At 65.9% G+C, this 25,809-nt stretch carries 25 protein-coding genes and 1 pseudogene; 16 read left to right on the top strand and 10 right to left on the bottom strand.

Annotated features, from left to right (window positions below; genetic code table 11):
* The first annotated feature begins 4 nt into the window (after nucleotides 1-4).
* A complete protein-coding gene (locus G9Q80_RS15985; protein WP_088714633.1) occupies nucleotides 5-2,044 on the top strand; it encodes a glutamine amidotransferase in 2,040 nt (679 codons plus the stop codon).
* A gap of 33 nt (nucleotides 2,045-2,077) precedes the next feature.
* Here G9Q80_RS15985 and G9Q80_RS15980 read toward each other — a convergent pair whose 3' ends face one another.
* The 3 genes from G9Q80_RS15980 to G9Q80_RS15970 all read right to left on the bottom strand — a co-directional run bounded on the left by G9Q80_RS15980 (nucleotide 2,078) and on the right by G9Q80_RS15970 (nucleotide 3,634).
* Complete coding sequence (locus G9Q80_RS15980) at nucleotides 2,078-2,437, bottom strand: hypothetical protein (protein WP_088714632.1); 360 nt, start codon at nucleotides 2,435-2,437, stop codon at nucleotides 2,078-2,080.
* A 79-nt stretch (nucleotides 2,438-2,516) separates the two neighbouring features.
* Nucleotides 2,517-3,224, bottom strand: a complete 708-nt coding sequence (locus G9Q80_RS15975; protein WP_088714631.1) for a DUF599 domain-containing protein — start codon at nucleotides 3,222-3,224, stop codon at nucleotides 2,517-2,519.
* Nucleotides 3,224-3,634, bottom strand: coding sequence for a CopD family protein (locus G9Q80_RS15970; RefSeq protein WP_088714630.1), 411 nt, complete (start codon nucleotides 3,632-3,634; stop codon nucleotides 3,224-3,226). Before G9Q80_RS15970 ends, G9Q80_RS15975 begins: the two co-directional genes overlap by 1 nt.
* A 137-nt stretch (nucleotides 3,635-3,771) precedes the next feature.
* Here G9Q80_RS15970 and G9Q80_RS15965 point away from each other — a divergent pair, with 137 nt between their 5' ends.
* The 7 genes from G9Q80_RS15965 to G9Q80_RS15935 all read left to right on the top strand — a co-directional run bounded on the left by G9Q80_RS15965 (nucleotide 3,772) and on the right by G9Q80_RS15935 (nucleotide 10,535).
* The gene (locus G9Q80_RS15965) at nucleotides 3,772-5,220 is read left to right on the top strand and encodes an FAD-linked oxidase C-terminal domain-containing protein (protein ID WP_088714629.1); all 1,449 of its coding nucleotides are present in this window, start codon (nucleotides 3,772-3,774) and stop codon (nucleotides 5,218-5,220) included.
* Between the two features lie 63 nt (nucleotides 5,221-5,283).
* Nucleotides 5,284-6,414: an FAD-binding protein gene (locus G9Q80_RS15960; RefSeq protein WP_088670629.1), complete on the top strand. Its 1,131-nt coding sequence runs from the start codon at nucleotides 5,284-5,286 to the stop codon at nucleotides 6,412-6,414.
* Entirely contained in the window at nucleotides 6,414-6,752 is a 339-nt protein-coding gene (locus G9Q80_RS15955) for a hypothetical protein (protein WP_088714628.1), read from the top strand. The genes G9Q80_RS15960 and G9Q80_RS15955 overlap by 1 nt, the downstream gene beginning before the upstream one ends.
* Nucleotide 6,753: 1 nt before the next feature.
* Entirely contained in the window at nucleotides 6,754-8,037 is a 1,284-nt protein-coding gene (gene glcF, locus G9Q80_RS15950) for a glycolate oxidase subunit GlcF (RefSeq protein WP_088670631.1), read from the top strand.
* A gap of 86 nt (nucleotides 8,038-8,123) precedes the next feature.
* Nucleotides 8,124-8,912: a trypsin-like serine peptidase gene (locus G9Q80_RS15945; RefSeq protein ID WP_416045622.1), complete on the top strand. Its 789-nt coding sequence runs from the start codon at nucleotides 8,124-8,126 to the stop codon at nucleotides 8,910-8,912.
* A 135-nt stretch (nucleotides 8,913-9,047) separates the two neighbouring features.
* Nucleotides 9,048-9,521 (top strand): Hsp20 family protein, encoded by a 474-nt coding sequence (locus G9Q80_RS15940; protein WP_043140388.1) that lies wholly within the window; start codon nucleotides 9,048-9,050, stop codon nucleotides 9,519-9,521.
* Between the two features lie 111 nt (nucleotides 9,522-9,632).
* Nucleotides 9,633-10,535 (top strand): LysR family transcriptional regulator, encoded by a 903-nt coding sequence (locus G9Q80_RS15935; protein WP_172431223.1) that lies wholly within the window; start codon nucleotides 9,633-9,635, stop codon nucleotides 10,533-10,535.
* A gap of 87 nt (nucleotides 10,536-10,622) precedes the next feature.
* Here G9Q80_RS15935 and G9Q80_RS27905 read toward each other — a convergent pair whose 3' ends face one another.
* The 6 genes and pseudogenes from G9Q80_RS27905 to G9Q80_RS15910 all read right to left on the bottom strand — a co-directional run bounded on the left by G9Q80_RS27905 (nucleotide 10,623) and on the right by G9Q80_RS15910 (nucleotide 17,975).
* Nucleotides 10,623-11,093, bottom strand: a complete 471-nt coding sequence (locus tag G9Q80_RS27905) for a GMC oxidoreductase (RefSeq protein ID WP_198549970.1) — start codon at nucleotides 11,091-11,093, stop codon at nucleotides 10,623-10,625.
* A 223-nt stretch (nucleotides 11,094-11,316) separates the two neighbouring features.
* Nucleotides 11,317-11,679: pseudogene (locus G9Q80_RS28765) on the bottom strand (GMC family oxidoreductase N-terminal domain-containing protein); the annotation flags it as partial.
* A 374-nt stretch (nucleotides 11,680-12,053) separates the two neighbouring features.
* The gene (locus tag G9Q80_RS15925; RefSeq protein WP_088714627.1) at nucleotides 12,054-14,222 is read right to left on the bottom strand and encodes an esterase-like activity of phytase family protein; all 2,169 of its coding nucleotides are present in this window, start codon (nucleotides 14,220-14,222) and stop codon (nucleotides 12,054-12,056) included.
* A 156-nt stretch (nucleotides 14,223-14,378) separates the two neighbouring features.
* Nucleotides 14,379-16,445: a vWA domain-containing protein gene (locus G9Q80_RS15920; protein WP_088714626.1), complete on the bottom strand. Its 2,067-nt coding sequence runs from the start codon at nucleotides 16,443-16,445 to the stop codon at nucleotides 14,379-14,381.
* Nucleotides 16,442-16,972 (bottom strand): RNA polymerase sigma factor, encoded by a 531-nt coding sequence (locus G9Q80_RS15915; protein WP_043140697.1) that lies wholly within the window; start codon nucleotides 16,970-16,972, stop codon nucleotides 16,442-16,444. The genes G9Q80_RS15920 and G9Q80_RS15915 overlap by 4 nt, the downstream gene beginning before the upstream one ends.
* Nucleotides 16,973-17,189: 217 nt before the next feature.
* Nucleotides 17,190-17,975 carry a hormone-sensitive lipase gene (locus tag G9Q80_RS15910; RefSeq protein ID WP_088714625.1) on the bottom strand — a complete coding sequence of 262 codons (786 nt, stop codon included), beginning with the start codon at nucleotides 17,973-17,975 and terminating at the stop codon, nucleotides 17,190-17,192.
* Between the two features lie 79 nt (nucleotides 17,976-18,054).
* On the opposite strand from G9Q80_RS15910, the gene G9Q80_RS15905 reads away from it, so the two are divergent.
* From G9Q80_RS15905 to G9Q80_RS15885, 5 genes are all read left to right on the top strand, one after another.
* Entirely contained in the window at nucleotides 18,055-19,521 is a 1,467-nt protein-coding gene (locus G9Q80_RS15905; protein ID WP_088714624.1) for an NAD-dependent succinate-semialdehyde dehydrogenase, read from the top strand.
* Complete coding sequence (locus tag G9Q80_RS15900) at nucleotides 19,518-20,636, top strand: serine hydrolase domain-containing protein (RefSeq protein WP_232788171.1); 1,119 nt, start codon at nucleotides 19,518-19,520, stop codon at nucleotides 20,634-20,636. Before G9Q80_RS15905 ends, G9Q80_RS15900 begins: the two co-directional genes overlap by 4 nt.
* On the top strand, nucleotides 20,633-21,025 hold the full coding sequence (locus G9Q80_RS15895; RefSeq protein WP_069210484.1) for a hypothetical protein: 393 nt from the start codon (nucleotides 20,633-20,635) through the stop codon (nucleotides 21,023-21,025). Before G9Q80_RS15900 ends, G9Q80_RS15895 begins: the two co-directional genes overlap by 4 nt.
* Before the next feature lie 72 nt (nucleotides 21,026-21,097).
* Nucleotides 21,098-22,201 carry a 5-methyltetrahydropteroyltriglutamate--homocysteine S-methyltransferase gene (locus G9Q80_RS15890; RefSeq protein WP_088714623.1) on the top strand — a complete coding sequence of 368 codons (1,104 nt, stop codon included), beginning with the start codon at nucleotides 21,098-21,100 and terminating at the stop codon, nucleotides 22,199-22,201.
* A gap of 287 nt (nucleotides 22,202-22,488) precedes the next feature.
* Nucleotides 22,489-23,691: an aminopeptidase P family protein gene (locus G9Q80_RS15885; RefSeq protein WP_088714622.1), complete on the top strand. Its 1,203-nt coding sequence runs from the start codon at nucleotides 22,489-22,491 to the stop codon at nucleotides 23,689-23,691.
* Nucleotides 23,692-23,815: 124 nt separating this feature from the next.
* On the opposite strand, the gene G9Q80_RS15880 is transcribed toward G9Q80_RS15885, so the two are convergent.
* Complete coding sequence (locus G9Q80_RS15880; RefSeq protein WP_043140367.1) at nucleotides 23,816-24,367, bottom strand: hypothetical protein; 552 nt, start codon at nucleotides 24,365-24,367, stop codon at nucleotides 23,816-23,818.
* Nucleotides 24,368-24,481: 114 nt separating this feature from the next.
* Here G9Q80_RS15880 and G9Q80_RS15875 point away from each other — a divergent pair, with 114 nt between their 5' ends.
* The 3 genes from G9Q80_RS15875 (at nucleotide 24,482) to G9Q80_RS15865 (ending at nucleotide 25,809) form a co-directional block, all read left to right on the top strand.
* The gene (locus tag G9Q80_RS15875) at nucleotides 24,482-24,814 is read left to right on the top strand and encodes a hypothetical protein (RefSeq protein WP_133065696.1); all 333 of its coding nucleotides are present in this window, start codon (nucleotides 24,482-24,484) and stop codon (nucleotides 24,812-24,814) included.
* 96 nt (nucleotides 24,815-24,910) lie between these two features.
* Complete coding sequence (locus tag G9Q80_RS15870) at nucleotides 24,911-25,180, top strand: hypothetical protein (protein WP_088714621.1); 270 nt, start codon at nucleotides 24,911-24,913, stop codon at nucleotides 25,178-25,180.
* 14 nt (nucleotides 25,181-25,194) lie between these two features.
* Nucleotides 25,195-25,809, top strand: a complete 615-nt coding sequence (locus G9Q80_RS15865; RefSeq protein WP_069210479.1) for a DUF1523 family protein — start codon at nucleotides 25,195-25,197, stop codon at nucleotides 25,807-25,809.

The following is a 25,809-nucleotide window of genomic DNA, read 5'->3' as shown; positions in this document are numbered from 1 at the left end:
AGAGATGAACGGACAGATTGTATTCGACCCGCTGCTCCCCTGGGCGGCGATTGCCATACTGGCGGCGCTGGCGCTGCTGGGCACGGGCCTGGCGCTGTGGCGCGGTCTGTCGGGCTGGGCGCTGCGTTTCCTTGCCGGTGTGATCCTCGTGGGCGCACTGGCGCAACCCTCCTACCAGGTCGAGGACCGCGCGCCACTCTCGGACATCGTGCTGATGCTGGTGGACGAGACCGCCTCCCAGCAGCTGGCAGAGCGTACCGACATCACCACCGAGGCCGCCGCGCGGCTGGAGGCCCAGCTTGACGCGCGCCCCAACACCGAGGTGCGCCGCATTCCCGTCCCGGATGGCGAAGGCGACACCGGCACACTGTTGATGACGGCCCTGTCCAATGCGCTGGCCGAGGAACCGCGCGGGCGCATCGCCGGTATCCTGCTGCTATCGGATGGCCGCCTGCATGACCTTGAACGCGCGCCTGACCTGCCTGCGCCCATGCACCTGCTGATGACCGGCAAGGAAAACGACTGGGACCGGCGCCTGGTCGTGCGCAACGCACCGTCCTTTGCTATCCTGGGCGAGGAGGTCGAACTGACCTTGCGGATCGAGGACAACGGCGCCGCGCCCGGCGACACCCGCACCGATATCCTGATCTCGGTCGACGGCGACGAGGCGGACCGCTTTACCGTGCCCATCGGCGAGGACCTGACCCTGCCAATCACCCTGCCCCACGGCGGGTTGAACGTGATCGAGTTCACAGTGCCCGAGGCGGATGGAGAGCTGACCGACCGCAACAACAAGGCGCTGATCCAGATCAACGGAGTGCGCGACCGGCTGCGCGTGCTGCTGGTTTCGGGCGAACCGCACGCGGGCGGGCGCACCTGGCGCAACCTGCTGAAATCGGACTCCTCCGTCGACCTGGTGCATTTCACCATCCTTCGGCCGCCGGAAAAACAGGACGGTGTGCCGGTCAACGAACTTTCGCTGATCGCCTTCCCGACACGAGAGCTGTTCCTCGACAAGATCGACGATTTCGACCTGATCATCTTCGACCGCTACAAGAGGCGCGGCATCCTGCCCGCCATCTACCTCGACAACGTGCGCAACTACGTCGAAAAGGGCGGCGCCGTGCTGGTCGCCGCGGGGCCGGATTTCGCCTCGGCGGATTCGATCTACCGCTCGCCGCTGGCGGACATCCTGCCGGCGGAACCGACCGCGCGGGTGGTCGACCAGGGCTACAAGCCCGCCGTGACCGACCTTGGCCAGCGTCACCCGGTGACATCGGGCCTGTCCGGCGCGGATGACTGGGGCCGCTGGCTGCGCCAGATCGAGGTGCAGCCGATCAAGGGCGACGTGGTCATGTCCGGCGTGGACGACCGCCCCCTGCTGGTGCTGGACCGCGTGGGCGAGGGGCGCGTGGCGCTGCTGGCCTCGGACCAGGCCTGGCTGTGGAGCCGGGGCTACGAGGGCGGCGGGCCGCAGCTGGACCTGCTGCGGCGGCTGGCGCACTGGATGATGAAGGAACCCGAACTGGAGGAAGAGGCGCTCTGGGCCGAACCTGCCGGGCAAAGCATGCGCATCGTGCGCCGCACCCTTAACGAGTTCGTGGGCGACGTGACCGTGACAACGCCCGATGGCGACGAGGTGCAGGTGCCGCTGGAAGAGGTCAGCCCGGGCCGTTACGAGGCGATCTACGACGGGCCCCAGATCGGTCTTTACCGGCTGGAGGAAAACGCGCTGTCGGCGGTGGTGGGGCTTGGCCCCTCGGCGCCACGCGAGTTTGTCCAGACCATTGCATCCGGCGCGGCGCTGGCGCCGATCATCGACGAGATGCGCGGCGGCGTCATGCGGCTGGAAGAGGGGCTGCCCTCGATCCGCGAGGTGCGTGCCGGGCGGCCTGCCGCAGGACGCGGCTGGATCGGGCTGACCCCGCGCGAGGCCTACGAGACGCTGGATGTCCGCCAGACCCCGCTGGCGCCGGAGTGGCTGGTTCTGCTTCTGGCTGCCGGGCTGATCGTCGGCGCCTGGATGCGCGAAGGGCGGAGCTGAGACCGCTGGCAGGGCGGCGGGGTGACCCCCGCCCTACGGCAGCGAAAAGGGCACGGCTTCGGCAGACCAGCCGTCGACCGAACATTTCGCCCGGATCATGACCCGGATCATGACCCGGGCCGTGCCTTCGGGGAGAACGATGCCGGACTGCGAGCGCGTAAAGGGCTGTTCGTTCACATGCGGATGCAACAACTCCCGGGTCCCCAGGGCCGTGCCGTCCGGCAGTTCCACGCGCCAGCCGTCGGCATAATGATCCCAGCCGGTGTCCGGGTGGGAGAGCGTGACGGAAAACTGCCAACTGTCGCCGCTGCGCCCTGCTTCGACGCGGTCAATCTGCGGCGGGTCGGCAAGCGCGGGGGCGGCGAAGAAAAGGAAAGCAGCGAGGTGTCTCATGCGTTCAGCCTAGCAGCCCTGCACCACGCTGTGGATCACGAAGCGCGGAGGGCGGTCTCGGATCGGGGCCGGGGCCTGGTCATTCCATCTTGTCGCTGTCTGCCAGCAGGACCTCGCGCGAGCCGGAGGCAAACTCGCGCCGCAGGATGACCGCAAGCGTGATCAGCGTGGCCAGGATCAGGGCAGCCGCCCCGATCAGCCAGGCCGCCGAGGCAATCCCGAAATAGACCGAGCGCAGCCCGCGATTGTAGCTGCGCGCGCCGGTGACATTGATTTCCCCCGCCTTGCGGGCGCGTGGATAGGCCGCCGGATGATCGGCCTCGTTCGGGACCGCCGCCATGAGGATCGAGGCATAGCCGAACAGCCGGTGTGACCAGACGAATTTCAGAAAGGCATTGGCGGCAAAGAACATCATCAGCATCAGCTTGATTTCCAGCACCACCACCGGATCGACCGAGGGCGCCAGGTCCTGCGCCACCCCGCGCAGCCGGTCGGCATTGCCGATCAGGGCGAACCCGCCACCGATGGCGATCATGCTTGCCGAGGCGAAAAACGCCGTGCCCTGACGCAGGCTGCCGACGATCTGCGAATCGAAGATGCGCGGATCGCGGGTGACAAAGACCTCCATCCAGGCCCGGCGATAGCCTGCCATCAGGACAGAGGTGGAGGGCCGCCCCCGTGGCGGATGCTCGATGAACCAGGTCGCGCCGGCCCAGGCGAGGACCAGCAGCGCCAGCGCGCCAGCATCCCAGAGGGTGAACCCGGCGCGCAACGTCTCCCAGGTCATCAGAAGGGCTGCGCCACGACGACCCAGAGGATCGCGATGGTGCCGATCACGCTGACCTCGTTGAAGATGCGCAGGTACATGTCGCTTTCGGTGAAGATGCCCCGCTGTGCCCGACGCACCAGCCGCCCGGTCCAGAGGTAATGCGCCGCCAGCAGCACGACCAGCGTGGCCTTGAGGTGCAGCCAGGCGGGCCAGCCCAGCCAGGTCCCGTACCAGACGCCGGTGATGATGGCGATCACGCCCAGGCCAAAGGAAAACCGATAGAGCCGGAACGTCAGGTCGCCCAGCGGTCCGTTTTCGCCCAGCCGCGCGTGCTCACGCTTCCAGTAGATGATCGCGCGCGGCACGGCAAAGATGGAGGTCATCCAGCCCATGACGCAAAGTAGATGAATGATCTTGACCCAACTCATGCACGCACCTGACCCTGTAGCCGGAAAAATGGCAAGATGCCGCGCCGCCGCAACGCGATTCCCGGTGGCGCGCAGGGGTTTTTGGTTATATCTTCTTACCAATTGCCCCGATGCCGCTGTGCCCGAGGAGACCCGAAATGCAGATGCCAGAGCCGAACCCCGCCATCCTGGCCAAGAAGGCGCGGATCGTCGAGCGGTTGCGCAGCGTATTGCCCGCCGACGCGGTGATCGAGGACGAGATGGAGACGCGCGCCTATGAATGCGACGCGCTGACCGCCTACCGCTGTCCGCCGCTGGCCGCTGTGCTCCCTTCCTCGACCGAAGAGGTCGCCGCCGTGCTGAAGATCTGCCACGAGGAAGCCGTGCCCGTGGTGCCGCGGGGGTCGGGCACCTCGCTGGCGGGGGGCGCGTTGCCGACGGCGGATTCGGTGATCCTGGGCGTGGCGCGCATGAACGAGGTGCTGGAGACGGACTACGCCGACCGCATCATCCGCGTGCAGACCGGGCGCACCAACCTGAGCGTGACCGGCGCGGTGGAGGAAGAGGATTTCTTTTACGCCCCCGACCCCTCGTCGCAGTTGGCCTGCGCGATAGCCGGGAATATCGCCATGAACTCGGGCGGGGCGCATTGCCTGAAATACGGCGTGACGACGAACAACCTGCTGGGCGTGACCCTGGTGCAGATGGACGGCACGGTGGTCGAGATCGGCGGGGCGCATCTGGATGCGGGCGGGCTGGACCTGCTGGGGCTGATCTGCGGCAGCGAGGGGCAGCTTGGCGTCGTGACCGAGGCGACGCTGCGCATCCTGCGCAAGCCCGAGGGCGCGCGGCCGGTGCTGATGGGATTCGACTCGAACGAAGTGGCGGGCGAATGCGTCAGTGACATCATCAAGGCGGGCGTCCTGCCCGTGGCGATCGAGTTCATGGACCGCCCCTGCATCCGTGCAACCGAGGATTTCGCCAAGGCGGGTTATCCCGACTGCGAGGCGCTGCTGATCGTCGAGGTCGAGGGCAGCGCGGCAGAGATCGACGAGCAGCTTGGCCTGATCCTGCAGATCGCCCGGCGCCACAACCCGGTGGAATTGCGCGAGGCGCAGAGCGCCGACGAGGCGGCCCGGATCTGGCTGGGCCGGAAATCCGCCTTTGGCGCGATGGGCAACATCAACGACTACATGTGCCTCGACGGCACGATTCCGGTCAATGAACTGCCCTACGTCCTTCGCCGCATCGGCGAGATGTCCAGGGAATTCGGCCTGGACGTCGCCAACGTGTTTCACGCCGGCGACGGCAACATGCACCCGCTGATCCTGTTCAACGCCAATGAGCCGGGGCAGCTGGAGACCTGCGAGGCCTTCGGGGCGGAGATCCTGAAACTGTGTGTCGAGGTCGGCGGCTGCCTGACCGGCGAACATGGCGTGGGCATCGAGAAGCGCGACCTGATGGTGGACCAGTACGATCCGATCGACTTGGAAGCGCAGATGGCGGTCAAGGACGTCTTTGACCCAGCCTGGCTGTTGAACCCGGCCAAGGTGTTTCCGCTGGCCGCGTCGGAAGGTCGGCGGAACGTCGCGCTGGCGGCGGAGTGAGGGAGTGGGGCCAGCCCCACACCCCGGAGTATTTTTACCAAGAAGAAGCCAGGAGCGTGGCGCATGAGACCAGAGAGCGAAGCAGACCTGGCCGAGGTGATCGGAAGCGCCAGCGACCCCTTTCACATTCGCGGCGGCGGAACGCGGGCCGTGGGCGTGACCAGCGCGGCGGCGGTTCTGGAGACGGGTGGCCTGTCGGGTGTCTCGCTTTACGAGCCGGGCGCGCTGACGCTGGTGGCGCGCGCAGGCACGCCGCTGGCCGAGATCGAAGGCGCGCTGGCGGCGGAGGGACAGCGCCTGGCCTTTGAGCCGATGGATCATCGCGGGCTGCTGGGGACGTCCGGCGAGCCGACGATTGGCGGCGTGGTGGCGGCCAATGTCAGCGGTCCACGCCGGGTGCAGACGGGTGCTGCGCGGGATTTCCTGCTGGGTGTGCGGTTCGTCGATGGCGCCGGGCAGGTGGTCAAGAACGGCGGCCGGGTGATGAAGAATGTCACCGGCTATGACCTGGTCAAATTGATGTGCGGCAGCTGGGGCACCCTTGGAGTGCTGACCGAGGTCAGCCTCAAGGTGCTGCCGGTGCCGGAAACCGCCGCCTGCCTTATGATCGACGGGCTGGACGAGGCGGGCGCGCAGGAGGTGATGAGCCGGGCACTGACCTCGCCTTACGAGGTGACGGGCGCGGCCCATGCGCCGGGCGGGCCGGGCGAGCAGCCTTTGACCCTGTTGCGGTTGGAGGGATTTGCCGGGTCGGTCGCCTATCGCACCGGGCGGTTGCAGGAGATGCTCACGGAGTTTTCCGTCCGGGTCGAGACGGACCCGGAGCGGGTTGCCGCGCTCTGGCGCTGGGTGCGGGACGTGGAGATCATGCAGGGCACCGGCGGCGATGTCTGGAAGTTCTCCGTCCGGCCCAGCGAGGCGCCGGGGCTGGTGGCCCGCTTGCGGGCGTCGCATCCGGTCGAACGCGTGCTGTACGACTGGGGTGGCGGGTTGATCTGGGTGGAAAGCGCACCCGGCACCGACCTGCGGCCCAAGGGACTTCAAGGGCATGCGACGCTGATCCGCGCCTCGGAACAGACGCGGCTGGAGCTGCCGGTGTTCCAGCCGGAACCGACCGCCGTGGCGGCGCTGAGCGCGGGCATCCGTGCCCGGTTCGATCCGCGCGGCATGCTGAACCCGGGGATCATGGCCTGATGGCCAATCCGGCCCTGATCCTCTTTGTCATGGGATTTGTCGCGGCGCCCTTGCTGGGCGCGGTGCTGTTTCAACTGCCCAACACCCTGGGCGCGCTGATCGGGCTGGCGCTGGCGGTCTTCATAGCCTCGGCACTGGCGCTGTACCTGCAGGAAAGGTCGGCCCTGGCCTCGCTGGCCGCGCTCTGGACCGGCTGGGTGCTGGCGGTGGTCATGGTGGCGCAGGCCCTGAGGCGACGGCTGCCCGGTGCGGCGAACAGCCGATGGACGAAACGCGGCGCGCTGCTGGCCTGCGCGCTCCCCTGGTTTGGCCTTGCCCTGGCCCAGATGATGGACTGACATGCAGACGAATTTCACCGAAGAGCAACTGAAGGACGCGGGCACCGCGCGCGCCAACCAGATCCTGCGCAGCTGCGTGCATTGCGGGTTCTGCACCGCGACTTGTCCCACCTACCAGGTGCTGGGCGACGAGTTGGACAGCCCGCGTGGCCGCATCTACCTGATCAAGGACATGCTGGAAAACGAGCGCGTCCCGGACGAGAAGACCGTCAAGCACATCGACCGCTGCCTGTCCTGTCTGGCCTGCATGACGACCTGCCCGTCGGGTGTGCATTACATGCACCTGGTCGACCACGCGCGCGATTATATCGAGAAGCACTATGACCGGCCCTGGCACGACAAGGCGCTGCGCTGGCTGCTGGCGCGCATCCTGCCCTACCCGGGCCGGTTCCGGCTGGCGCTGCTGGCGGCGAAGATCGGCAAGCCCCTGCGCGGGATGGTGCCTGACGCGCGGCTGCGCGCCATGCTGGACATGGCGCCCGACAGGATCCCGCCAGTCAGCCGCAACGATGATCCGCAGAGTTTCGCGCCCAAGGCGGAAAGGCGGATGCGCGTGGCGCTGATGACCGGCTGCGCCCAGAAGGCGCTGAACACGGACATCAACGATGCCACAATCCGCCTACTGACCCGGCTGGGCTGCGAGGTGGTAGTGGCGAAAGGTGCCGGCTGTTGCGGGGCGTTGACGCATCACATGGGAAAGACCGGCGAAAGCCACGCGACGGCGGCGAAGAACATCCGCGCCTGGACGGACGAGATGGACGGAGAGGGGCTGGACGCCATCGTCATCAACACCTCTGGCTGCGGCACAACGGTCAAGGACTACGGCCACATGTTCGCGCAGGATGCGCTGGCCGATGACGCGGCGCGGGTGGCGGGGATCGCCCTGGACATCAGCGAACTGCTGACCCGGCTGGAAATCCCCGAGGGTGAGACAAAGGGCCTGCGGGTGGCCTATCACGCCGCCTGTTCCCTGCAGCATGGGCAAAAGGTCAAGACAGCGCCCAAGGACCTGCTGAAACGCGCGGGTTTCGAGGTGGTGGAACCGGCCGACAGCCACCTGTGCTGTGGCAGCGCGGGCACCTACAACCTGATGCAGCCCGAAATCTCGGCCAAGCTGAAAGACCGCAAGGTGCGCACGCTGGAGGCCAAGAAGCCGGAGGTCATCGCCGCCGGGAACATCGGCTGCATGATGCAGATCGGCAGCGGCACCGAGGTGCCCGTGGTGCATACTGTCGAACTGCTGGACTGGGCGACCGGGGGGCCGAAACCGCGATCGTTGACCTGACAAGAACAGTCTGTAATTGCGGCGTCTTTGCCTCAATTTTGCCCAGATGCCGTGCAAATTTATGTCCAAAAGTATAGGACGGTTCAGTGCGGCTCTTTTTGGTTTTCTCTCTCTGGCTGCTGGGCACCTCTGCGGGGGCCCAGGGTCTTTTCAGCATGGAAACGGCCGAGGACGGCCGCGGATGGGAGGCGGTCGGACGGATCGAGATCGCCGGCAGCGCCTTTTGCACAGGTGCGTTGATTGCGCCCCGGCTGGTGCTGACGGCGGCGCATTGCCTTTATGATCCCGATACCGGCAACCGCGTCTCGGTCGAGGATATGCAGTTCCTGGCCGGATGGCGCAACGGGCGCGCGGCGGCCTACCGGCTGGTGCGCAAGGCGGTGCCGCATCCGGATTTCGTCTATGGCGCACAGGCCAGCACGGACCGTGTTCGCCACGACCTTGCGCTGATCGAGTTGCAGCACCCGATCCGCAACACCACGATCACGCCCTTTGCCGTCGGCCCCGGCCCGTCCAAGGGCGAAGAGGTGGGCGTCGTTTCCTATGCCCGCGACCGGTCCGAGGCGCCGTCCTTGCAGGAAACCTGCGAGGTTCTGGCGCGGCAGGACGGGATGCTGGTGCTCTCCTGCGTGGTGGATTTCGGGGCCTCCGGTTCTCCGGTCTTCCGGTTGCAGGACGGGATGGCGCAGATCGTTTCCGTGGTCTCGTCCAAGGCGCAGGCCAACGGCAAACCCGTGGCCCTGGCCAGCGGGCTGGGCGCGCCGCTGGACGCGCTGAAGAGCGCGCTGGCCGCCAACCGCGACCCCGGCGCGGGGCTGGACCGTCTGGCAGCCGGAGACCGGCGAGAAACTGGGGCGCGGTTCGTCCGGCCCTGAGGGTCTTGAAACCGCTCCGAACGCTCCCCAATTTCAATGTCACCGGGACGCCTATGACAGGGTTCCGGTGCTTTCGACGCCTGTCCCATGAGGGAAGGCGCACCACAGACAGGTATCGCTCAAACGGAGGATTCCATGCGACATTTCGATTTTGCCCCGCTCTACCGTGCCACTGTCGGGTTCGACCAGATTGCCGACCTGATGGACCGCGTTCTGGCCAGCGACACCGCGCAGCCGGGCTATCCCCCCTACAACATCGAAAAGACCGCCGATGACGCTTACCGCATCTCGATTGCCGTGGCCGGTTTCGCCGACGAGGACCTGTCGGTCGAGGTGAAGGAACAGGCGCTGGTGGTCTCGGCCCGCAAGGCCGACAACGATGAAGGCAAGTCCTACCTGCATCGCGGCATCGCGACCCGTGCCTTTGAACGCCGGTTCCACCTGGCTGATCACGTCCGGGTCCAGGGTGCGACGCATGAAAACGGCATGCTGCACATCGACCTGAAACGCGAGATTCCCGAGGCCCTGAAACCGCGGCGCATTGCAATCGCCCGGCCGGACGCCCAAATGGTAGAGAAGGACGTCGTTGACGCAGAAGCCGTCAACTGATCCCAAGACCCTCGTGTGAGTAGTGCGCGCCCCGGACAATTCGTCCGGGGCGTTTTTCTGCGGGATCACTGCGCTATTGACAAGCGGGCCGCCATCGCCATGCATTCTTGCATGGATTGGCGCTCTGTCACCTTCGACTGGAACCGCGCACGGGCCTTTCTCGTCACCGCCGAGGAGGGCTCGCTTTCTGCTGCCGCACGGGCGCTGGGGATGACCCAGCCGACGCTGGGCCGGCAGGTGACGGCGCTGGAGGAAGAGCTGGGGCTGGTGCTGTTCGAACGGGTCGGGCGCGGCCTTGTGCTGACCCAGGCAGGCACGCAGCTGATGGGCCACGTCCGCGCGATGGGCGAGGCGGCGGTCGGCGTGTCGCTGGCCGCCTCTGGCCAGGCGCAGGCGGCTTCGGGTCATGTGGCCGTCACCGCGTCAGAGGTCTACTCCAGTTGGCTGATGCCGCGCATCGCGCGGCGGTTGCGCGACGTGGCGCCGGGGATCACGCTGGAGGTTGTCGCCTCGAACGAGATCCGCGACCTGCGCCGCCGCGAGGCCGATATCGCCATCCGCAACGCCCGCCCCGAGGAGCCGGACCTGATCGCCAAGCGGGTGGGCGAGGACGAGGGCACGTTCTACGGTTCCATCGACTACCTGGAGCGGCTGGGCCCGATCACCGATCCCGCCGACCTCGCCCGCGCGGAGTTCATCGGCTTTGCCGACAACACCCAGTTCATGGAAGCGCTGCAGAAACGCGGCATCCCGGTGACACCGGCACAGTTCCCGGTCCTGACCTCTTCGCACACGGTGCATTGGGAAATGGCCCGCATGGGCGTGGGGCTGGGCACCGTCCCCTGCGGGTTGGGCGACGCCGCGCCCGAGATGCGTCGCGTCCTGCCTGACGTGACCTTTCGCTTTCCGATCTGGCTGGTCGCGCACCGCGAGTTGCGGACCAGCCCGCGCGTGCGCATCGTCTGGGACCTACTGGCAGAGGCCCTGCCGGAGTTGCTGTCCCATCCGGAGTGAGGGGGCGTTGCCCCCCGTCCCTTGGGTCCTCCCCCCAGGGGTATTTTTGCCAAGAAGAAACAGGGGCGGGGTGGGTTGCCCCGGCGCTCAGGCCAGCAGGATGTCGGCGGCGCGTTCGCCGATGATGACCGTGGGCGCCATGGTGTTGCCGGTGGTAACGTGTGGCATGATCGAGGCATCGGCGATGCTCAGCCCCTCGACCCCGTAGACAGACAGGTTGGCGTCGACCAAGGACATCTCGTCGGCGCCCATCTTGCAGGTGCAGCTTTCGTGGAAATAGGTGCCGGCGGCATTTTTCGCGAAATCCTGCATCTCGGCGGGTGAAAGCGCGCCGGGCATGACCTCGCGTTTGACAAACTCCCTCATCGCACCGGAATTGCCGATCTCGCGGCAGAACTCGATGCAGCGGACCACCGCCGTGAGATCGTCGGGATGCGACAGGAACTGCGCGTCCTCCCTGGCCTGGGCCATCGGGTCGTTCGACGTGAGGTAGACGCGGCCCCGGCTTTTGGGGCGGACAAGGCCGGGCGACAGGGTCCATGCCCCGGCGGGGGGCATAGGACGGGCCTGTGACCTCGGTGGCGTAGGGCACCACGATCTGGAAGGGCTGCATGTCCGGGCTGTCGAGCGCGCTGTCGCTCTTCCAGAAGAAGGTGGCCCCGGCCAGAGAGTTCCGGGGCGGCAGCGGCTCGTTGTATTCCCAAATGCAGCCCGCCAGCAGGACGTGATCCTGGAAGTTTTGGCCGACGCCGGGCAGGTCGACCGTGACCGGCACGCCGATCCGGTCGAGTTCTGCCTTGGGGCCGATGCCCGAAAGCACCAGCATCTTGGGCGTGTTGATCGCACCCGCAGCAAGGATCACGCGGGGCGCGCGGGCCGATTTCATCTGTACGTCCTGGACGAAGTTCACACCCTTGCAGGTCGTGCCCTCCATGATCAATGTCGTCGCCTCGGTCCCGGTCAGCAGCGTGACATTGCCCTGTTTCAGCACCGGGTAGAGATAGCTTTGCGGGATATTCACCCGCCGGCCCGCGACGGTGGCGCCGCCGGAACCGGAACCGACGACGATGTAGGCATAGCTGTCTCGCAGGTTCTGCGCGTTGTAAAGCTGGGTGATCGCGGCATCGCCGCCCTCTTGCGCCATCGCGCACACCGCGCTCAGCGAGGCCCCGGTGGCAAGGGCCAGTTGCATGAAACGGCGGCGGCCGATCCGGCCACGATAGAGCGTGGCTTCGAGCGCGTTCAAGATGTTACCCGCTGCGACCGGGTTGGACCCCTATGGAACATGTGCTTCCCTCCCGAAGATGCCGGTTTCCGGCGCTCAGATGCATTATCTTGCGTCATTGCCCTTGGGTTTGCGGGAGAGGTGGCAAAAGCCAAGGCTTCTCTGAACCCATATGCGCCAAAATTCTGCACGGAGTTTCGAACTGGAAGACCGGCAGGGAAACCCCGCCCTACGCATGTGAAAACGCCCCGCGGTCTCCCGCAGGGCGTTCGTGTTCCGGAAAGCCGGTGCCCTCAGAGCTTGAACATCCAGAAGAAGGTTTCGCCCGAGCTGTCGTCCACGCCGTCGTTGTCCGTCGAGACCCAGACCGTGCCGTCCGGGAAAATCGCCAGCCCCTCGACCTTGTCCACGATATAGCCGCCGTAGCTGGCGAGATCGGGGATCAGGTCGCGGACTTCTTCCTTGGTCACGACGGGCAAGTCGCCGCCCAGCGCGGCGGGTTGCATGTCGGCCATCGGGATGCGGTAGACCTTTTTCGTGACGGCATTGGCACCGATCTGGTTGTCACGTTCGATGACATACATGAAGTCGCCATGCGCCACGATCTCGGACAGGCCGACCCAGCCCTTGGCCGGCTCGGCCTTGGGGTAGAGCACGGCGCCCCATTCCTGGGTCTCGATGTTGTAGGAGACCAGTTTGACGTGGTTCTTGGGGTCGTCCTTCCATTCACGCTGAACCGCCATCCAGAGCGTGTCGCCGACGCGGGTGATGCCCTCGAAGCCAAAGCGCTTTTCGACGGCGGTCAGCGCGGCGGGGATCATGATCTCGGCCGAGTTGGTCTTGATCAGGCCGTCGGCGGTGACGTGGTAGATCGCGTGCGGGATGCCGCGTTCGGTCCGGCCTTCGGAGGCAACCCAGAAACCGCCATTGCCATCCAGCGTGATACCTTCAAGGTCCAGCTTTTGCGCGGCGTCGCCATTGGCGCGATGCACGCGGATCACGTCAACGATGCGCGCCGGGGTCTGCGTGGTGTCGATCTTGAAGATCGAGGGCTGGAAGCCGTAGAAACTGTCGTTCACGGCCCAGACGATGCCGTCCGCATCCGCCACCATGCCCGAGATCGCGCCCCAGCCGATCAGCTGCTCTGCGCCTTCGGAAGTCAGCGTCGGGTACATCGCGTCGGCGTCCTGGTACTGGAAGATCATGACATGCGCACGCACGCCGCCGTCTTCGACCAGGTCTTCCTCGTTGGCCGAGATCAGCAGGTTGCGGGACGGGATGGCAACATAGCCCTCCGGGCCGATGCCCGAAGGCAGGATCTGTTTCAGAACCGGGTTGGCGAGGTCGGTGACGTCGTAGACACCCACGGCAGAGCCGCGCTCGGAACCGACAAAGACCATCGGCGTGCCGTCGAAAACGGCGGTTTCGATCGACTCGGGCTCGACACCCTTGGCGTCGGACCGCTTGTCCGGGTAGTGGCCGATCTGGATCAGCGCGTGTTCAAAGGACACGCCGGACTCATAGACCACGTCGCCGGTTTTCGAGAAGATGGTCCAGCCACGCGATCCGCCGTCCATGTCGCCTTCGTTGGCGATGGCGAAATGATCGCTGTCGATCCACTTGACGGCGTCGGGCTCACGCTTGCGGCCCTTCTGCGACTTGTCGAAGTCGAGCGAGCCGCGCTCGTCCAGCGTGTCGATCCTGTCCAGATCGACGGCACCGGCGGAGAAATAGTTGATGATGGACCCATCGGCGCCCACGATCACGAGATAGTTGTTTTCCTGCAGCGTGACGATGGTCTCGCCGAGGTCATTGATGTCGACAAACTCGGGCTCGGGGTCTTCGGGGGCAATGTCGGCAAGGCCCGTCATCTCGACCCTGACCAGGTCATCACAGGAGAGTGCACCGCCCTTGATCTCGCCAATCACCAGGAAACCGGCAGGCAGCTGGCCGACGCGGCCATCGCCCAGGTCCTCGTCCCGCTCGTTCTCGATCGCGATGGAGATGCGGGTGCCATCCTTGGACACGGCCACGGAATCCGGCTGGCCGCCGAGGTCGCAGGTGGCGGTAATGTCCCCGGACAGGACGTCGATGATCGCCAGGTGACCCGAGGGATCGGTGAAGCTGGCCGAGGTGTTCACGCCGACGAAGGCCGTGCTGCCCACGACGCCGACGGCGGTCGGCTCACCGTCCAGCGCCACGTTGCCCAGCGGAGCCGGGTTGGCGGGATCGGTGATATCGACGCGGCCGATCACGCCCAGCGGGCTGTCGGTGTAGACCAGCGTCATGCCATCTGCGGTGGCGGCGATGATCTCTGCCGAAGACGTGCGGGCAAGGTCTTCGCCGTCGGCCATGTTCAGGTAGGTGCCGAACGAGGCGATGCGGTTGAAATTCATGTCTGCCGTGGCGGCGCTGGCGGCAAGGGCCAGAACGCTCGTCAGGCAAAGGGCGCGGAAATGCATGGAGTCCCCCTGTTGATTGGTACCGGGGGCATAGGCGCCAAGAGGTAACAGGTGCGTGACGGTTTGGTGACGGAAAGATCATATGTCACCGGAGCAGGGATACCCCCGCGACAGGCACGGGGGCACGGAGGTCCCGGCGCAGGGCCGGGACGGGTTTCACTGTTGCAAGCTTTGCGCCAGGCGCATCAGCGTGATCGCCCCTTGCCGGTAGCCAAAGGCATCCTCGCCACGCGCGCCCTGCGCCAGCGCGATGGCGTCGCCCATGCTCCAGTCACCGATCAGGTCGGATCCGCGGAGGATCTGGCCGAACCCGGCGATGGCAAGCGCCCAGTCCGCCTCTGCCAGGGGCGCGGCATCGGCCATGATCGGCGTCTCGATCAGCTTGCTGGTGTCCTCGCCGGGCGCCTTGTAGCGCAGACGCAAGAAGCCCAATTCGCCCGTATCATCCGCGACAGGCGCCGCATCCCCCGCCGTGTAGCGCAGCGGATCGGTCATGCGTGCCGGCGACCCGACCGGAGTGATCGCATAAAGCGCCGTCACCTGGTGGCCGGCGCCGATCTCGCCCGCGTCCACCTTGTCGTTGTTGAAATCTTCGCGCTTCAGTGCACGGGTCTCGTAGCCGATCAGGCGATACTCGGCGACCAGCGCCGGGTTCCATTCGACCTGGATCTTGACGTCATCGGCGATCGGCACCAGCGCGCCGGTCAGCTGGTCCACCAGCACTTTCTGCGCCTCGGCCAACGTATCGATATAGGAGGCGATGCCGTTGCCAGTCTGCGCCAGCGCCTGCATCGTCGCATCGTCCAGGTTGCCGCGGCCAAAGCCCAGCACCGACAGGTAGGTGCCCTCGTCGCGCTTGTCGGCGATGAAGTCCTTGAGCTCATCGGGGTCGCTGATGCCGACGTTGAAATCGCCATCCGTGGCCAGGATCACCCGGCTGATCGCATCCTCATCGCCATCACGTGCCATCTGCGCGGCGGTGGCATAGGCCTGTTGCAGCCCCGCCTGCCCGGCGGTGCTGCCGCCCGCGTGCAGCGTGTCCAGCGCGGCCAGGATCGTCTCGCGCTCTGTCGCCTTGGTGGGTTCCAGCGCAAGGCCGGCACTGCCCGCGTAGGTGACGATGGCGATGGTGTCATTCTCGCCCAACTGGCCCAGCATCAGGCGAAAGCTCTGCTTGAGCAGCGGCAGCTTGTCGGCACTGTTCATCGAACCGGAGGTGTCCACCAGGAACACCAGGTTCATCGGCGGCCGCGCCTCGGGCAGGATGCCTTGCAAGCCGATGTGGACTATCTGTGTACCTTCGACCCAGGGACTGTCGCTGACACCCACATGGGTCGCAAAGGGCGCATCCCCTTCGGGGGCCGGGTAATCGTAGGAGAAATAGTTGACCATCTCCTCGATCCGCACCGCGTCCTTCGGCGGCAGCTGACCCCGGTTCAGCGCGTTTCGAATGAAGGCCCAAGAGGCCGTATCGACGTCGATCGAGAAGGTCGAGACCGGCGATTCCGCCGTGACCTTGATCGGGTTGTCATCGGCCTCGGGGAAGGCCTCGGTGTTCGGCTCGGGCTGTACGATCACCGGGTCCGGCAGCGGCGCGGGCGCGCTGTGCTTGAGGTTGAGCACCCCGGTTTCCAGGCTGATCCCACCCCCCGCCCCGGGCGAGGCAGGGGCGATGGTCCGGTTTCGCGCGGCGCCTGCGGGTGGCGCCGGAGGTTGCGGCGACGGGTCTGCCATCGGGCGGCCTTGGTTGACCGGACCGGACTGACGCACCGAGGGATCAAACTTTCGGCTGGTCGAGACGACCGGCGCATCTCGGGACAAGACATCCGCGGCTTCCGGAACCTCCTCGACCACAGGGGCCGGATCGGCCACGGGGGCGCTCTCGAGCACGGTCCGCGCACCTTCGCCCGGAATGAAGATATCCGGTTCAGGAGGCTGGCTGTCGCGCAGGACGGGGATCAGGGCCACCATCGCGACGGCGGCAATGGCGGTGGTGGCGGTCAGAAATCCACGGTTCGAAATATTGGCAAGCATCTGTCTGGCTCCTCTGAAAACGCCCCCCTCTCGGGTGGGTTCAGAGGTCTGACGCGCCAGCGCATCGCTTTCTTGGGCGCGGTCGAAGTTTTTCATCGCCAGCGCGATGGCCTCGGCACGCGTGTCGGGGTCGGCCCTGGGCAGGGCCGCGTCGAATGCGCGTTTCAGATCGTCCAGATCGTCGCTCATGCCTCGGCCTCCTGCATCGCCTTCAGTTTCTTCTTGGCCTCCGAGATCCGCCAGCTGACGGTGCCCTCGGAAACCTCGAGGATCTGCGCTGCTTCCTTGTGGGTCACCCCGTCCAGGACCAGCGCAAGGGTTTCGCGCAGATCGACCGCAAGGCCCGACATGGCCTGCATCAGCCAATCCACGCGCTCTGCCGTCTCGGCCATCTCGGCCTGGCGCGCCAGTTCCCAGTCGCCCCAGCCATCGGCGGCCCGGGCGCGTGTGGCAGCGCGTCGGAACCTGTCCCGGGCGGCGTTCACCGTGATGCGATAAAGCCAGGTCGTCAGCTTCGCCTCGCCCCGAAAGCTCTGCAGCTTGGTGGGCAGGGCCGCGCAGAGATCCTGCGCCAGGTCCTCGGCCTCGGTCCGGCTGCCGGTGAGTTTCACCGCGTAGCCATAGACCCGGTCGTAGACCCGTTCGACCAGCAGCGCAAAGGCCTGCCGGTCACCATCTGCCGCCGCTCGGGCAAGGGATTCGTCGCTGACATCCATGCGCATCACATGAGTGAGACGCAGGACGCGGCGCAATCCTTGGATACCTTACCCAAATTTTTTTGGCGTCGCACCCTGCGGGGATCCAGACAAGGGGGCGCTGCCCCCTCGCCTTTCAGGCTCACCCCCGGAGGTATTTGGACCAAGAAGAAACACAGGCGAGTCCTAAGCGCTTCTTCTTGGTCCAAATACCCCAAAACCCGCATGTCAACTGGCGCTACAGGTCGAGCAGCCGGACCACCATTCCGCTCTCGGGATCAGCCAGCGCGTCGATCACGTCGAAATGATGCCTGCCCTCGTCGATCACCAGGCCGCAGTCCCAGACCTGCGACAGTTTCCGTGCCTGGTCGAGAAAGGCGGGCCGTTCGTCTCCCCCCACCCAGACGGTTACCGGCATGGGCGGCGGCGGGGCGTAGATCGGACTTTCGGCGCGGGCTTCGGCGTCGTCGATCTTGAGATCCGCGTTCATCGAGGTCCGCATCAGCGGACGCAGGTCCGAAAGCGGCGAGATCGGCATGACATGCGCCACCCGCGCCAGCAGCTCGGGCGCCAGCACCGCCCCCATGCGCGCCACCAGGTGCCCGCCCGCGGAATGCCCCGTCAGCCGGATCGGCCCCGGAACTTCGGCGGCGGCCACGGCAATCGCCTGTGCCACCTGGCGGGTGATGTCGGAAATCCGCACCCTGGGACAGAGATCGTAGGAGGGCATGGCGACCGCCCAGCCGCGCGTCCGCGCGCCTTCGGCGAGATGCGACCAGCTGGAGCGGTCGAAGCGCAGCCAGTAGCCGCCGTGGACAAAGACCACCAGGCCTTCAGGCGGCCGATCCGGCAGGAAGAGGTCCAGCGCCTGGCGCGGCCCATGCCCGTACATCAGCCCCAGCCGCGCCTTGCCCGCAACCGCCAGCCGCTTGCGATAGGTCTCGGCCTCGGCAGCCCAGCGCGGCGGATAAGCCTCTGCCCCCGGGATGTGAGCGGCGTTGGCATATGCGTCGTCGAGGTCCATGTCTTTCTCCATTTTGGGCCTATACTTCCCGCGCACAGGGTGGTCAGCCTGTGCCAGACCTGAACGGAGGATACTGAGAATGCGCGACGATGCCACCAATCTGAAGAGCCTTCTGTCCGATCCCGGCCTTCTGGAGGCCCGCGCCTATGTGAACGGCAGCTGGATCGAAGGAGATGCCACTTTCGACGTCACCAACCCGGCGCGCGGCGACGTGATCGCCGAGGTCGCCGACCTGAGCCGTGCGCAGGTACGCGAGGCTATCGAGGCCGCTCATGCCGCGCAGAAGGACTGGGCGAAATGGACCGGCAAGGAACGCGCCGCCGTACTGCGCAAGTGGTTCGACCTGCTCATGGAAAACCAGCACGACCTTGGCCTGATCATGACCGCCGAACAGGGCAAGCCCCTGGCCGAGGCCAAGGGAGAGATCGCCTATGGCGCCGGGTTCATCGAGTTTTTTGGCGAAGAGGCCAAGCGCATCTACGGCGAGACCATCCCGGGCCACCAGCGCGACAAGCGCATCACCGTCCTGAAACAGCCCATCGGCGTCGCCGCTTCGATCACGCCGTGGAATTTCCCCAACGCGATGATCACCCGCAAGGCCGCGCCCGCCCTGGCCGCCGGCTGTGCCTTTGTCGGGCGGCCCGCCGCCGAAACGCCGCTGTCGGCCACTGCGCTGGCGGTGCTGGCGGATCGTGCGGGCATCCCGGCGGGCGTGTTCAACATCGTCACCTCTTCGCGGTCGTCCGAGGTGGGCAAGGAGTTCTGCGCGAACCCTCGGGTCCGCAAACTGACCTTTACCGGGTCGACCGAGGTGGGGCGCATCCTGATGAAACAGGCCGCCGACCAGGTTCTGAAATGCTCGATGGAGCTTGGCGGCAACGCGCCCTTCATCGTCTTCGACGATGCCGACCTGGACGCGGCGGTCGAGGGCGCGATCCTCTGCAAGTTCCGCAACAACGGCCAGACCTGCGTCTGCGCCAACCGGATCTACGTTCAGGACGGGGTCTATGACGCCTTTGCCGAGAAGCTGGCGGCAGCGGTTGCCAAACTGAAGGTCGGCGACGGTCTAGAGGAGGGCACCGACCTTGGCCCGCTGATCAACCAGGCCGCCGTCGACAAGGTGCGCGAACATATCGCCGATGTCACCAGCAACGGCGGCACCCTGTTGCAGGGCGGCGAGGTACAGGACGGCACTTTCATCACCCCGGCGATCCTGACCGGCGTCACCCAGGACATGAAGGTCGCGCAGGAGGAAACATTCGGTCCGATGGCACCGCTGTTCCGGTTCAGGGACGAGGACGAGGTGATCGGGATGGCCAATGATACGATCTTTGGCCTCGCCTCCTATTTCTACGCCAAGGATCTCAGCCGCGTTTACAAGGTGGCCGAGGCGCTGGAATACGGCATCGTCGGCGTCAACACGGGCATCATCTCGACCGAGGTCGCGCCCTTTGGCGGGGTCAAGCAATCCGGCTTGGGCCGCGAGGGCAGCCACCACGGGATCGAGGATTACCTTGAGCTGAAATACATCTGCATGAGCGTGTGAGACCCGCGGTCCATATCGCGCTTGCCGCGGTCACGGTACTGGCGCTGGCGGGCGGGGGGCTGATGCTCTTTGCCCCGCAGGTGCCCGCGCTCTGGCAAGAGGGATTTCCCCCGCCGGTCTGGACCGGCGAGGGCACCTTTGCCCTGGTGGACGGCCCCGGCGCCCCCCTGCCCAAGGGTGCACCCCTGCCGGCACCGGCGGCGCAGCTTTTCGCCGACAGCGAAGGCCGGGCCTTGCTGCTGATGCGGGACGGGCAGCTTGTGCACGAGGTCTATGGCCCCGGCATCGGGCCCGAGACCCGCCTGAACTCCTACTCCCTGGTCAAGTCGCTGGTCGGCGCCCTGGTGCTGCGTGCCCATGCCGAAGGCCGGATCGACAGCCTGGATACCCCGCTGGCCGAGTTGATCGGGCCGGAGGCGCCCGCCGTCACCCTGCGAGAGGTTCTGGACATGACCTCTGGCTTGTCGCTGGGGTATGAGCCACCCAAGTTGGACAAGGAGGCGCCGCTGGACGACGCCGATTTCTCGCCCTTCGGACCAGTTGCGCGGCTGCATGCCTTCGGAATCGAGACGCTTTTGCTCCGACTGAGCCCGGACCCGGACCTGCGCGGGAGCTTTCATTACCAGAGCGCCAATACCGCGCTGCTGGGATTGGTGGTCGAAAAGGTCCATGATGCCCCGCTGCCGCAGGTGCTCAGCACCCAGATCTGGCAACCCTCAGGCGCAGCCCCGGCAGAATGGCGCGAAAACCCGAACAGCGGGCGCGTCTCTGCCTATTGCTGTCTTTATGCTACCCCGCGCGACTGGGCGAAGGTTGCACACTACCTGTTGCAGAACGGCACAGGGGCGCACCCGTTCCTGCCCGACACCTTGTGGCGCGACTGGATCCTGCCGGACCTCGCCCCCGCTGTGCGCCATGCCGGGGCCTATGGCGGACACCTGCGCCACGACGTGCTGGACCGTCCCGACGAGGCCCTGCAAGGTCCCTTTTCCTACATGGCCGGACACGGCGGCCAGGTGGTCTATCTCCTGCCGGCCCGGGACACCGTGGTGGTCCGGTTCGGCGCCCGCCCACAGCTGTTGCACACCACCCTCTACGAGTTGTTTCCCGAATGATCGGACCGCGTGATCCAAGGGTCTTTGCCCCCGATTTCCTCTCTCCGTCCGGTGGCCCCTCGGAGGCAGAGCTGAAGACATGGCGCCGGGCCGCGCAATCGGGCAAGGGCACGCCCTGGCTGGACGCCGCCCGCGCCGATGCGCTGGCCCGCTACGCGCTGAAATTCGGCGAAGGCGTGCAGATGATGGAGGCCGTGGCGACCCGGTTCCGCGAACCGGTGCGCGAGGTCGGCTGGGAAATCATCGGCGCCGATGCCGACGGCGAGAACTGGCAGGATCACCGCGACCCGCAGCGCGCCTATGCGCTGATGCGGGCCAAGCTGCGCGCGGCCCGCGATGCCGGCGCGGTTCTGGAATACAAGCTCTGGCTGAAACCCGCCGGAACCTGACCCCCGCCTTCGCTGTTCCCAAGGGGACGGATTCCGGGCACTCTTTGCCCGGACACTCCGGGAGGACAGAGCATGACCGACAGACCCACACCCCCCTTCCGCGCCGATCACGTCGGCAGCCTCCTGCGCCCGCAGGCGGTGGCCGAGGCGCGCGCCAAGGGCATCACCGGCGCCGAACTGAAGGCCATCGAGGACGCCGAGATTCCCGCTCTGATCACCATGCAGGAAGACGTGGGCCTGAAGGCGGTGACCGACGGCGAGGCGAGGCGCGCCTTCTGGCACTATGATTTCATGGGAATGCTGACCAACTACGAGATCGAGGAAGACGAGGGCGAAGGCTTCAGCTTTCAAGGGGTCAAGACACCCGGTGTCTTTCCGGCCGTGACCGGCCCGCTGGATTTCCCCGAGGATCACCCGATGCTGGATCATTTCCGCTTTGTCGCGGAGCACAGCACGGTCTGCCCCAAGATCTCGATCCCCGGGCCGTCCTGCCTGCATTTCCGGCTGGACCCGGCGCGCGTGCGGCACAAACCCTACGAGGATCTCGAGGTGCTCTTTGCCGACATCACCCGCACCTACCAGAAGGCGGTCGCGGCCTTTCACGCCGCCGGTTGCCGTTACCTGCAGATGGACGACATCTTTTTCGCCTATCTCTGCGATCCGAAACACCGGGCCGAAAAGGAACAGGCCGGTCTGGACCCGGACTGGCTGATCGGGAAATACGCCGAAATGATGCGCAACGCGATCGCCGACCGGCCCACGGACATGGTGATCGGGATGCACATGTGCCGGGGCAACTTCCAGTCGACCCACGCCGCCACGGGCGCCTATGACCTCGCCGCCGAGGCGATCTTTTCCACCGGCGTCGACATCTTCTTCATGGAATACGACACCGACCGCGCCGGCGGGCTGGAACCGCTGCGCCTGCTGCCCAAGGGCAAGCAGCGCGTCATGCCCGGGTTCATCACCACCAAGTCCGCCGAGCTGGAAACGGTGGACTGGGTGAAATCCAAGATCGAGGAAGCCTCGAAATACGCCGACATCGACCAGCTGGGGATCGCGCCGCAATGCGGATTTGCCTCGACCGAACATGGTAACGCGATCAACCCCGACGACCAGCGCCGCAAGCTGGAGCTGGTGGTGCGCTGTGCCGAGGAGATCTGGGGAGAGGTCTGACGCCCTTGAGGCAGGCCGCCTGTGTTTCTTTGGGCCACAAATACCTCCGGGGAGCGCGAGGGGCTGGCCCCTCGCATCCCACGGCAACCAGATCGCCGGAGGCCTCTCATCCGGAAACGACATGGCTTTTGTCGCCGAGACACTTGCACATCCTGCCGCAACGCAGCATCCTGTCGACGGGCAGGCGATGGCGTCGCCACTTTTCAGCCCCTCAACCGTCCTGAACGCCGGGACCTTGCTTTGCCAGCGCGGTAGAGGAAGGCCCCGCCGCGCCTCAGGAGGGTTTCATGGAACGTCCCCAACACTATCGTTTTCACCAGGGGCAGAAGTGCCTGCCGTTCGCGCCCGAGGAATACGAGGCCCGGCTTGCCGGTCTGCGCGCCGCACTGGCCGAGGCCGGGCTCGATGCCGCCATCTTCACCTCGATGCACAACATCGCCTACTACTCGAGCTTTCTCTACTGCAGCTTCGGGCGCCCCTACGGCCTTGTCGTGACGCAAACCGAAAGCGTGACGATCAGCGCCGGGATCGACGCCGCCCAGCCTTGGCGGCGCTGCCACGGCGACAACATCACCTATACCGACTGGGAGAGGAACAACTACTGGCGCGCCATCGCCTCGGTCACCGGCACCGGCAAGGCGCTGGGTTATGAAGGCGATCACATGACCCTGGCGCAAAAGGCGCTGATGGACAGCTTCCTTGCCCCCGCCAGCACCAGCGACATCGCCCCCGCCACCATGCGCCAGCGCATGCACAAATCACCGGCCGAGATCGCCCTGATCCGCCACGGTGCCCAGGTGGCCGATGTCGGCGGCTACGCCATCCGGGACGCGATCAGGCCGGGCACAAGAGAGATCGACGTGGCAATGGCTGGCCGCGACGCGATGGAGCTGGAGATCGCCAGACGGTTCCCCGAGGCCGAGTACCGCGATACATGGGTCTGGTTCCAGTCCGGGATCAACACCGACGGGGCGCACAACCCGGTCACGGGTCGGGTGCTGGAACGCGGCGACATCCTCTCGCTCAACACTTTCCCGATGATCTCTGGCTATTACACCGCGCTGGAACGCACGCTTTTCGTGGGCGAGGTCGACACCGCCAGCCTCGAGGTCTGGGAGGCCAATGTCGGCGCGCATGAATACGGCATGAGCCTGCTCAAGCCGGGTGTCTCCTGCGCCGAGGTGACCCGCAAGATCAACGCCTTCTTCGCCGAGCGCGACCTGCTGCAATACCGGACCTTCGGCTACGGCCACTCCTTCGGCGTGCTGTCGCACTACTATGGGCGCGAGGCGGGTCTGGAACTGCGCGAGGACATCGACACGGTGCTGGAACCGGGCATGGTGATCTCGATGGAACCGATGCTGACGATCCCCGAGGGTCAGCCCGGCGCCGGCGGATACCGCGAGCATGACATCCTGGTCGTCACCGAGGGCGGCGCCGAGAACATCACAGGCTACCCCTACGGACCCGGCTTCAACGTGGTGGGCTGAACCGCCCGCCATGCGCCCCCGTCCCGGGCTTGCCCCGGGACCTCACCGGGCCGGAAACCCGCGACAGATCAGGGGAGAGGCGGGGCGTCGCCCCGCCTTACCGCAGGCCGGATCAAAGGCCGGATCACAAACCGAACTGCGCCATCTCGTTGAAATCCATCATGTCCAGCAGCGGGCGGGTCTTGTCCGGGTCGCCGTCAGTCTGGACAAGGATTCGATTGGCGATCAGCGCCATCATCTGCCGGTCCTGGATGGCGAATTTCTGGCGCTGGATCCGCTCTGTCTTCATGCCCATCATCGCGGCATTGGCAATCATGCCCGACATGCTCATGACCATCGGGTTGTCGGCCATCAGCGTGATCTTGATCCGCTCGCCACCGGGATCGGTATAGGTCGCCTCGGCGCCGACGCCGCCGCCCATCATGGCCAGACCCTGGTTCATCTCGGTATTGACCTCGCGGGTCCAGCCATCCGGCGCATCGGGCAGGAAACTGCCCAGGCTGGCGGTCTTCATTTCCAACAGCTTGGCACGCGCCATGTCCAGTTCGTCGAGGGCATATTGAATGTCGCCATCCTCGTAGGCCTTGAGCGCCGATTCCATCAGGTCCGAAACATCGTCGGCCTGCGCGGGCAGGGCAAAGGCGGTCAGCATCAAAACGGCAAAAGTGCGGGTCACGGAAATACTCCCTGTCAATTCCTGGACACACCCTGACGCCCGACGCGCATTCCGGCAAGGTCGGGAATAACCTGCCCGTTGAATGCGCGGCGCTCCGCCCCCATCCTTGTCCACATGATCCTTCAACTTCTCCTGCCCGTTCTGGGCCTCATGCTTGTCACCGTGCTGGTCACCCGCGGGGTCGAGGCGATCCTACCCGAGAGCCTGGGCGCCCTGGCCGCGACAACCGTGATCTCGGCCTTGCTGGTCTGGCTGCTGACCTCGGCGGGATTTGCATTGCTCTACACCATCGAGGACGCGCGGGTCTGGGACCTGCTGGGGCAGGCTCCCAGCGCGTCGCTGGGGTATTTCCTGCGGCTGGGCGCCAGCGCGGTGTTGATCTGGGGGCCCGTCCTGTTGCTTGTCGTCAGCACCGCACCGCGCCGCTGGAAAACGGCGGTCTGGTGACAGCCCGGGTCTTTTCCTGCTCTGACATCGCGTTTGCCCGCATTCACCGTTGATTTTTAACGCCACCCGTATCACCTCAACATCAGGAGGTTGGGTATGTTCGCACTGGCGCGGTTCCTGATCATGGCGGCGGTCGTGCTCACGGTGGTCTACGGGTCGCTGTGGTTCTATCTGCGCGCCCGGCGCCGCGAGTTGCTGGAAACCGACTGGGCCGCCGACCCGGGCGAGACCCGATCGCAAGAGGACTACGTGCGCGACGCGCTGGAGGAATTCGACCGCCGGCGCCATCGGACCCTTGTGCTCCTGGTCTATGCCGTGCCCCTTTGCCTCGTGACCCTGATCGTGTATCTGACGAATTTCCACTGAAAGGCGCCGCGCGCATGAAATATGTGAAATGGACCCTGATCGTTCTGTTCTGGCTGCTGGTGGCGGGTTTCCTGCACTACACGCTGCCCCAGCATGACGTGGCGCGGATCACCGACACCTACGAAAAGCGCGAGAACCCCAGCGACAACCCCTGGTTCTGGTCGCAGGCCAATACCGGCAGCGCGCCGGGCGGGCCGCGCGACGTGTTTTTCATCCAGACGCGGCGGGCCAACAACGACATCATGGTCTACCGCAACGAGGACACCGGCTGGGGCTGGCCGCCCTATTTCAAGTTCGACACCTCGAACCTGCAGGCCGAGGCGGCGGACCTGCGGTCGACCGCCGAGAACCCGACATGGGTGGCGATCCGGCATTACGGCTGGCGCAACGAGTTCATCTCGATCTTTCCCAACGCCGTCTCGATCCGCGAGGTCGAAGGCCCCGACGTGCGCATCATTCCCTGGCTGAACATCATCATCCTGGTGACGCTGGCCGCGCTCTACTGGGCGTTGCGCGTGCGCTGGCTTCGGTTCTGGCGCAACCGGGTGGACCCGGTTCTGGACGCGGCGGGTGACAAGCTCGATGAAGGCGGCGACCGGGTAAAGGGCCTCTTCGGACGGTCAAAATAG

This window comes from Mameliella sp. LZ-28, assembly GCF_012274245.1.
Taxonomy (GTDB): domain Bacteria; phylum Pseudomonadota; class Alphaproteobacteria; order Rhodobacterales; family Rhodobacteraceae; genus Antarctobacter; species Antarctobacter albus.
This window is presented reverse-complemented; position numbering and strand designations above follow the sequence as displayed.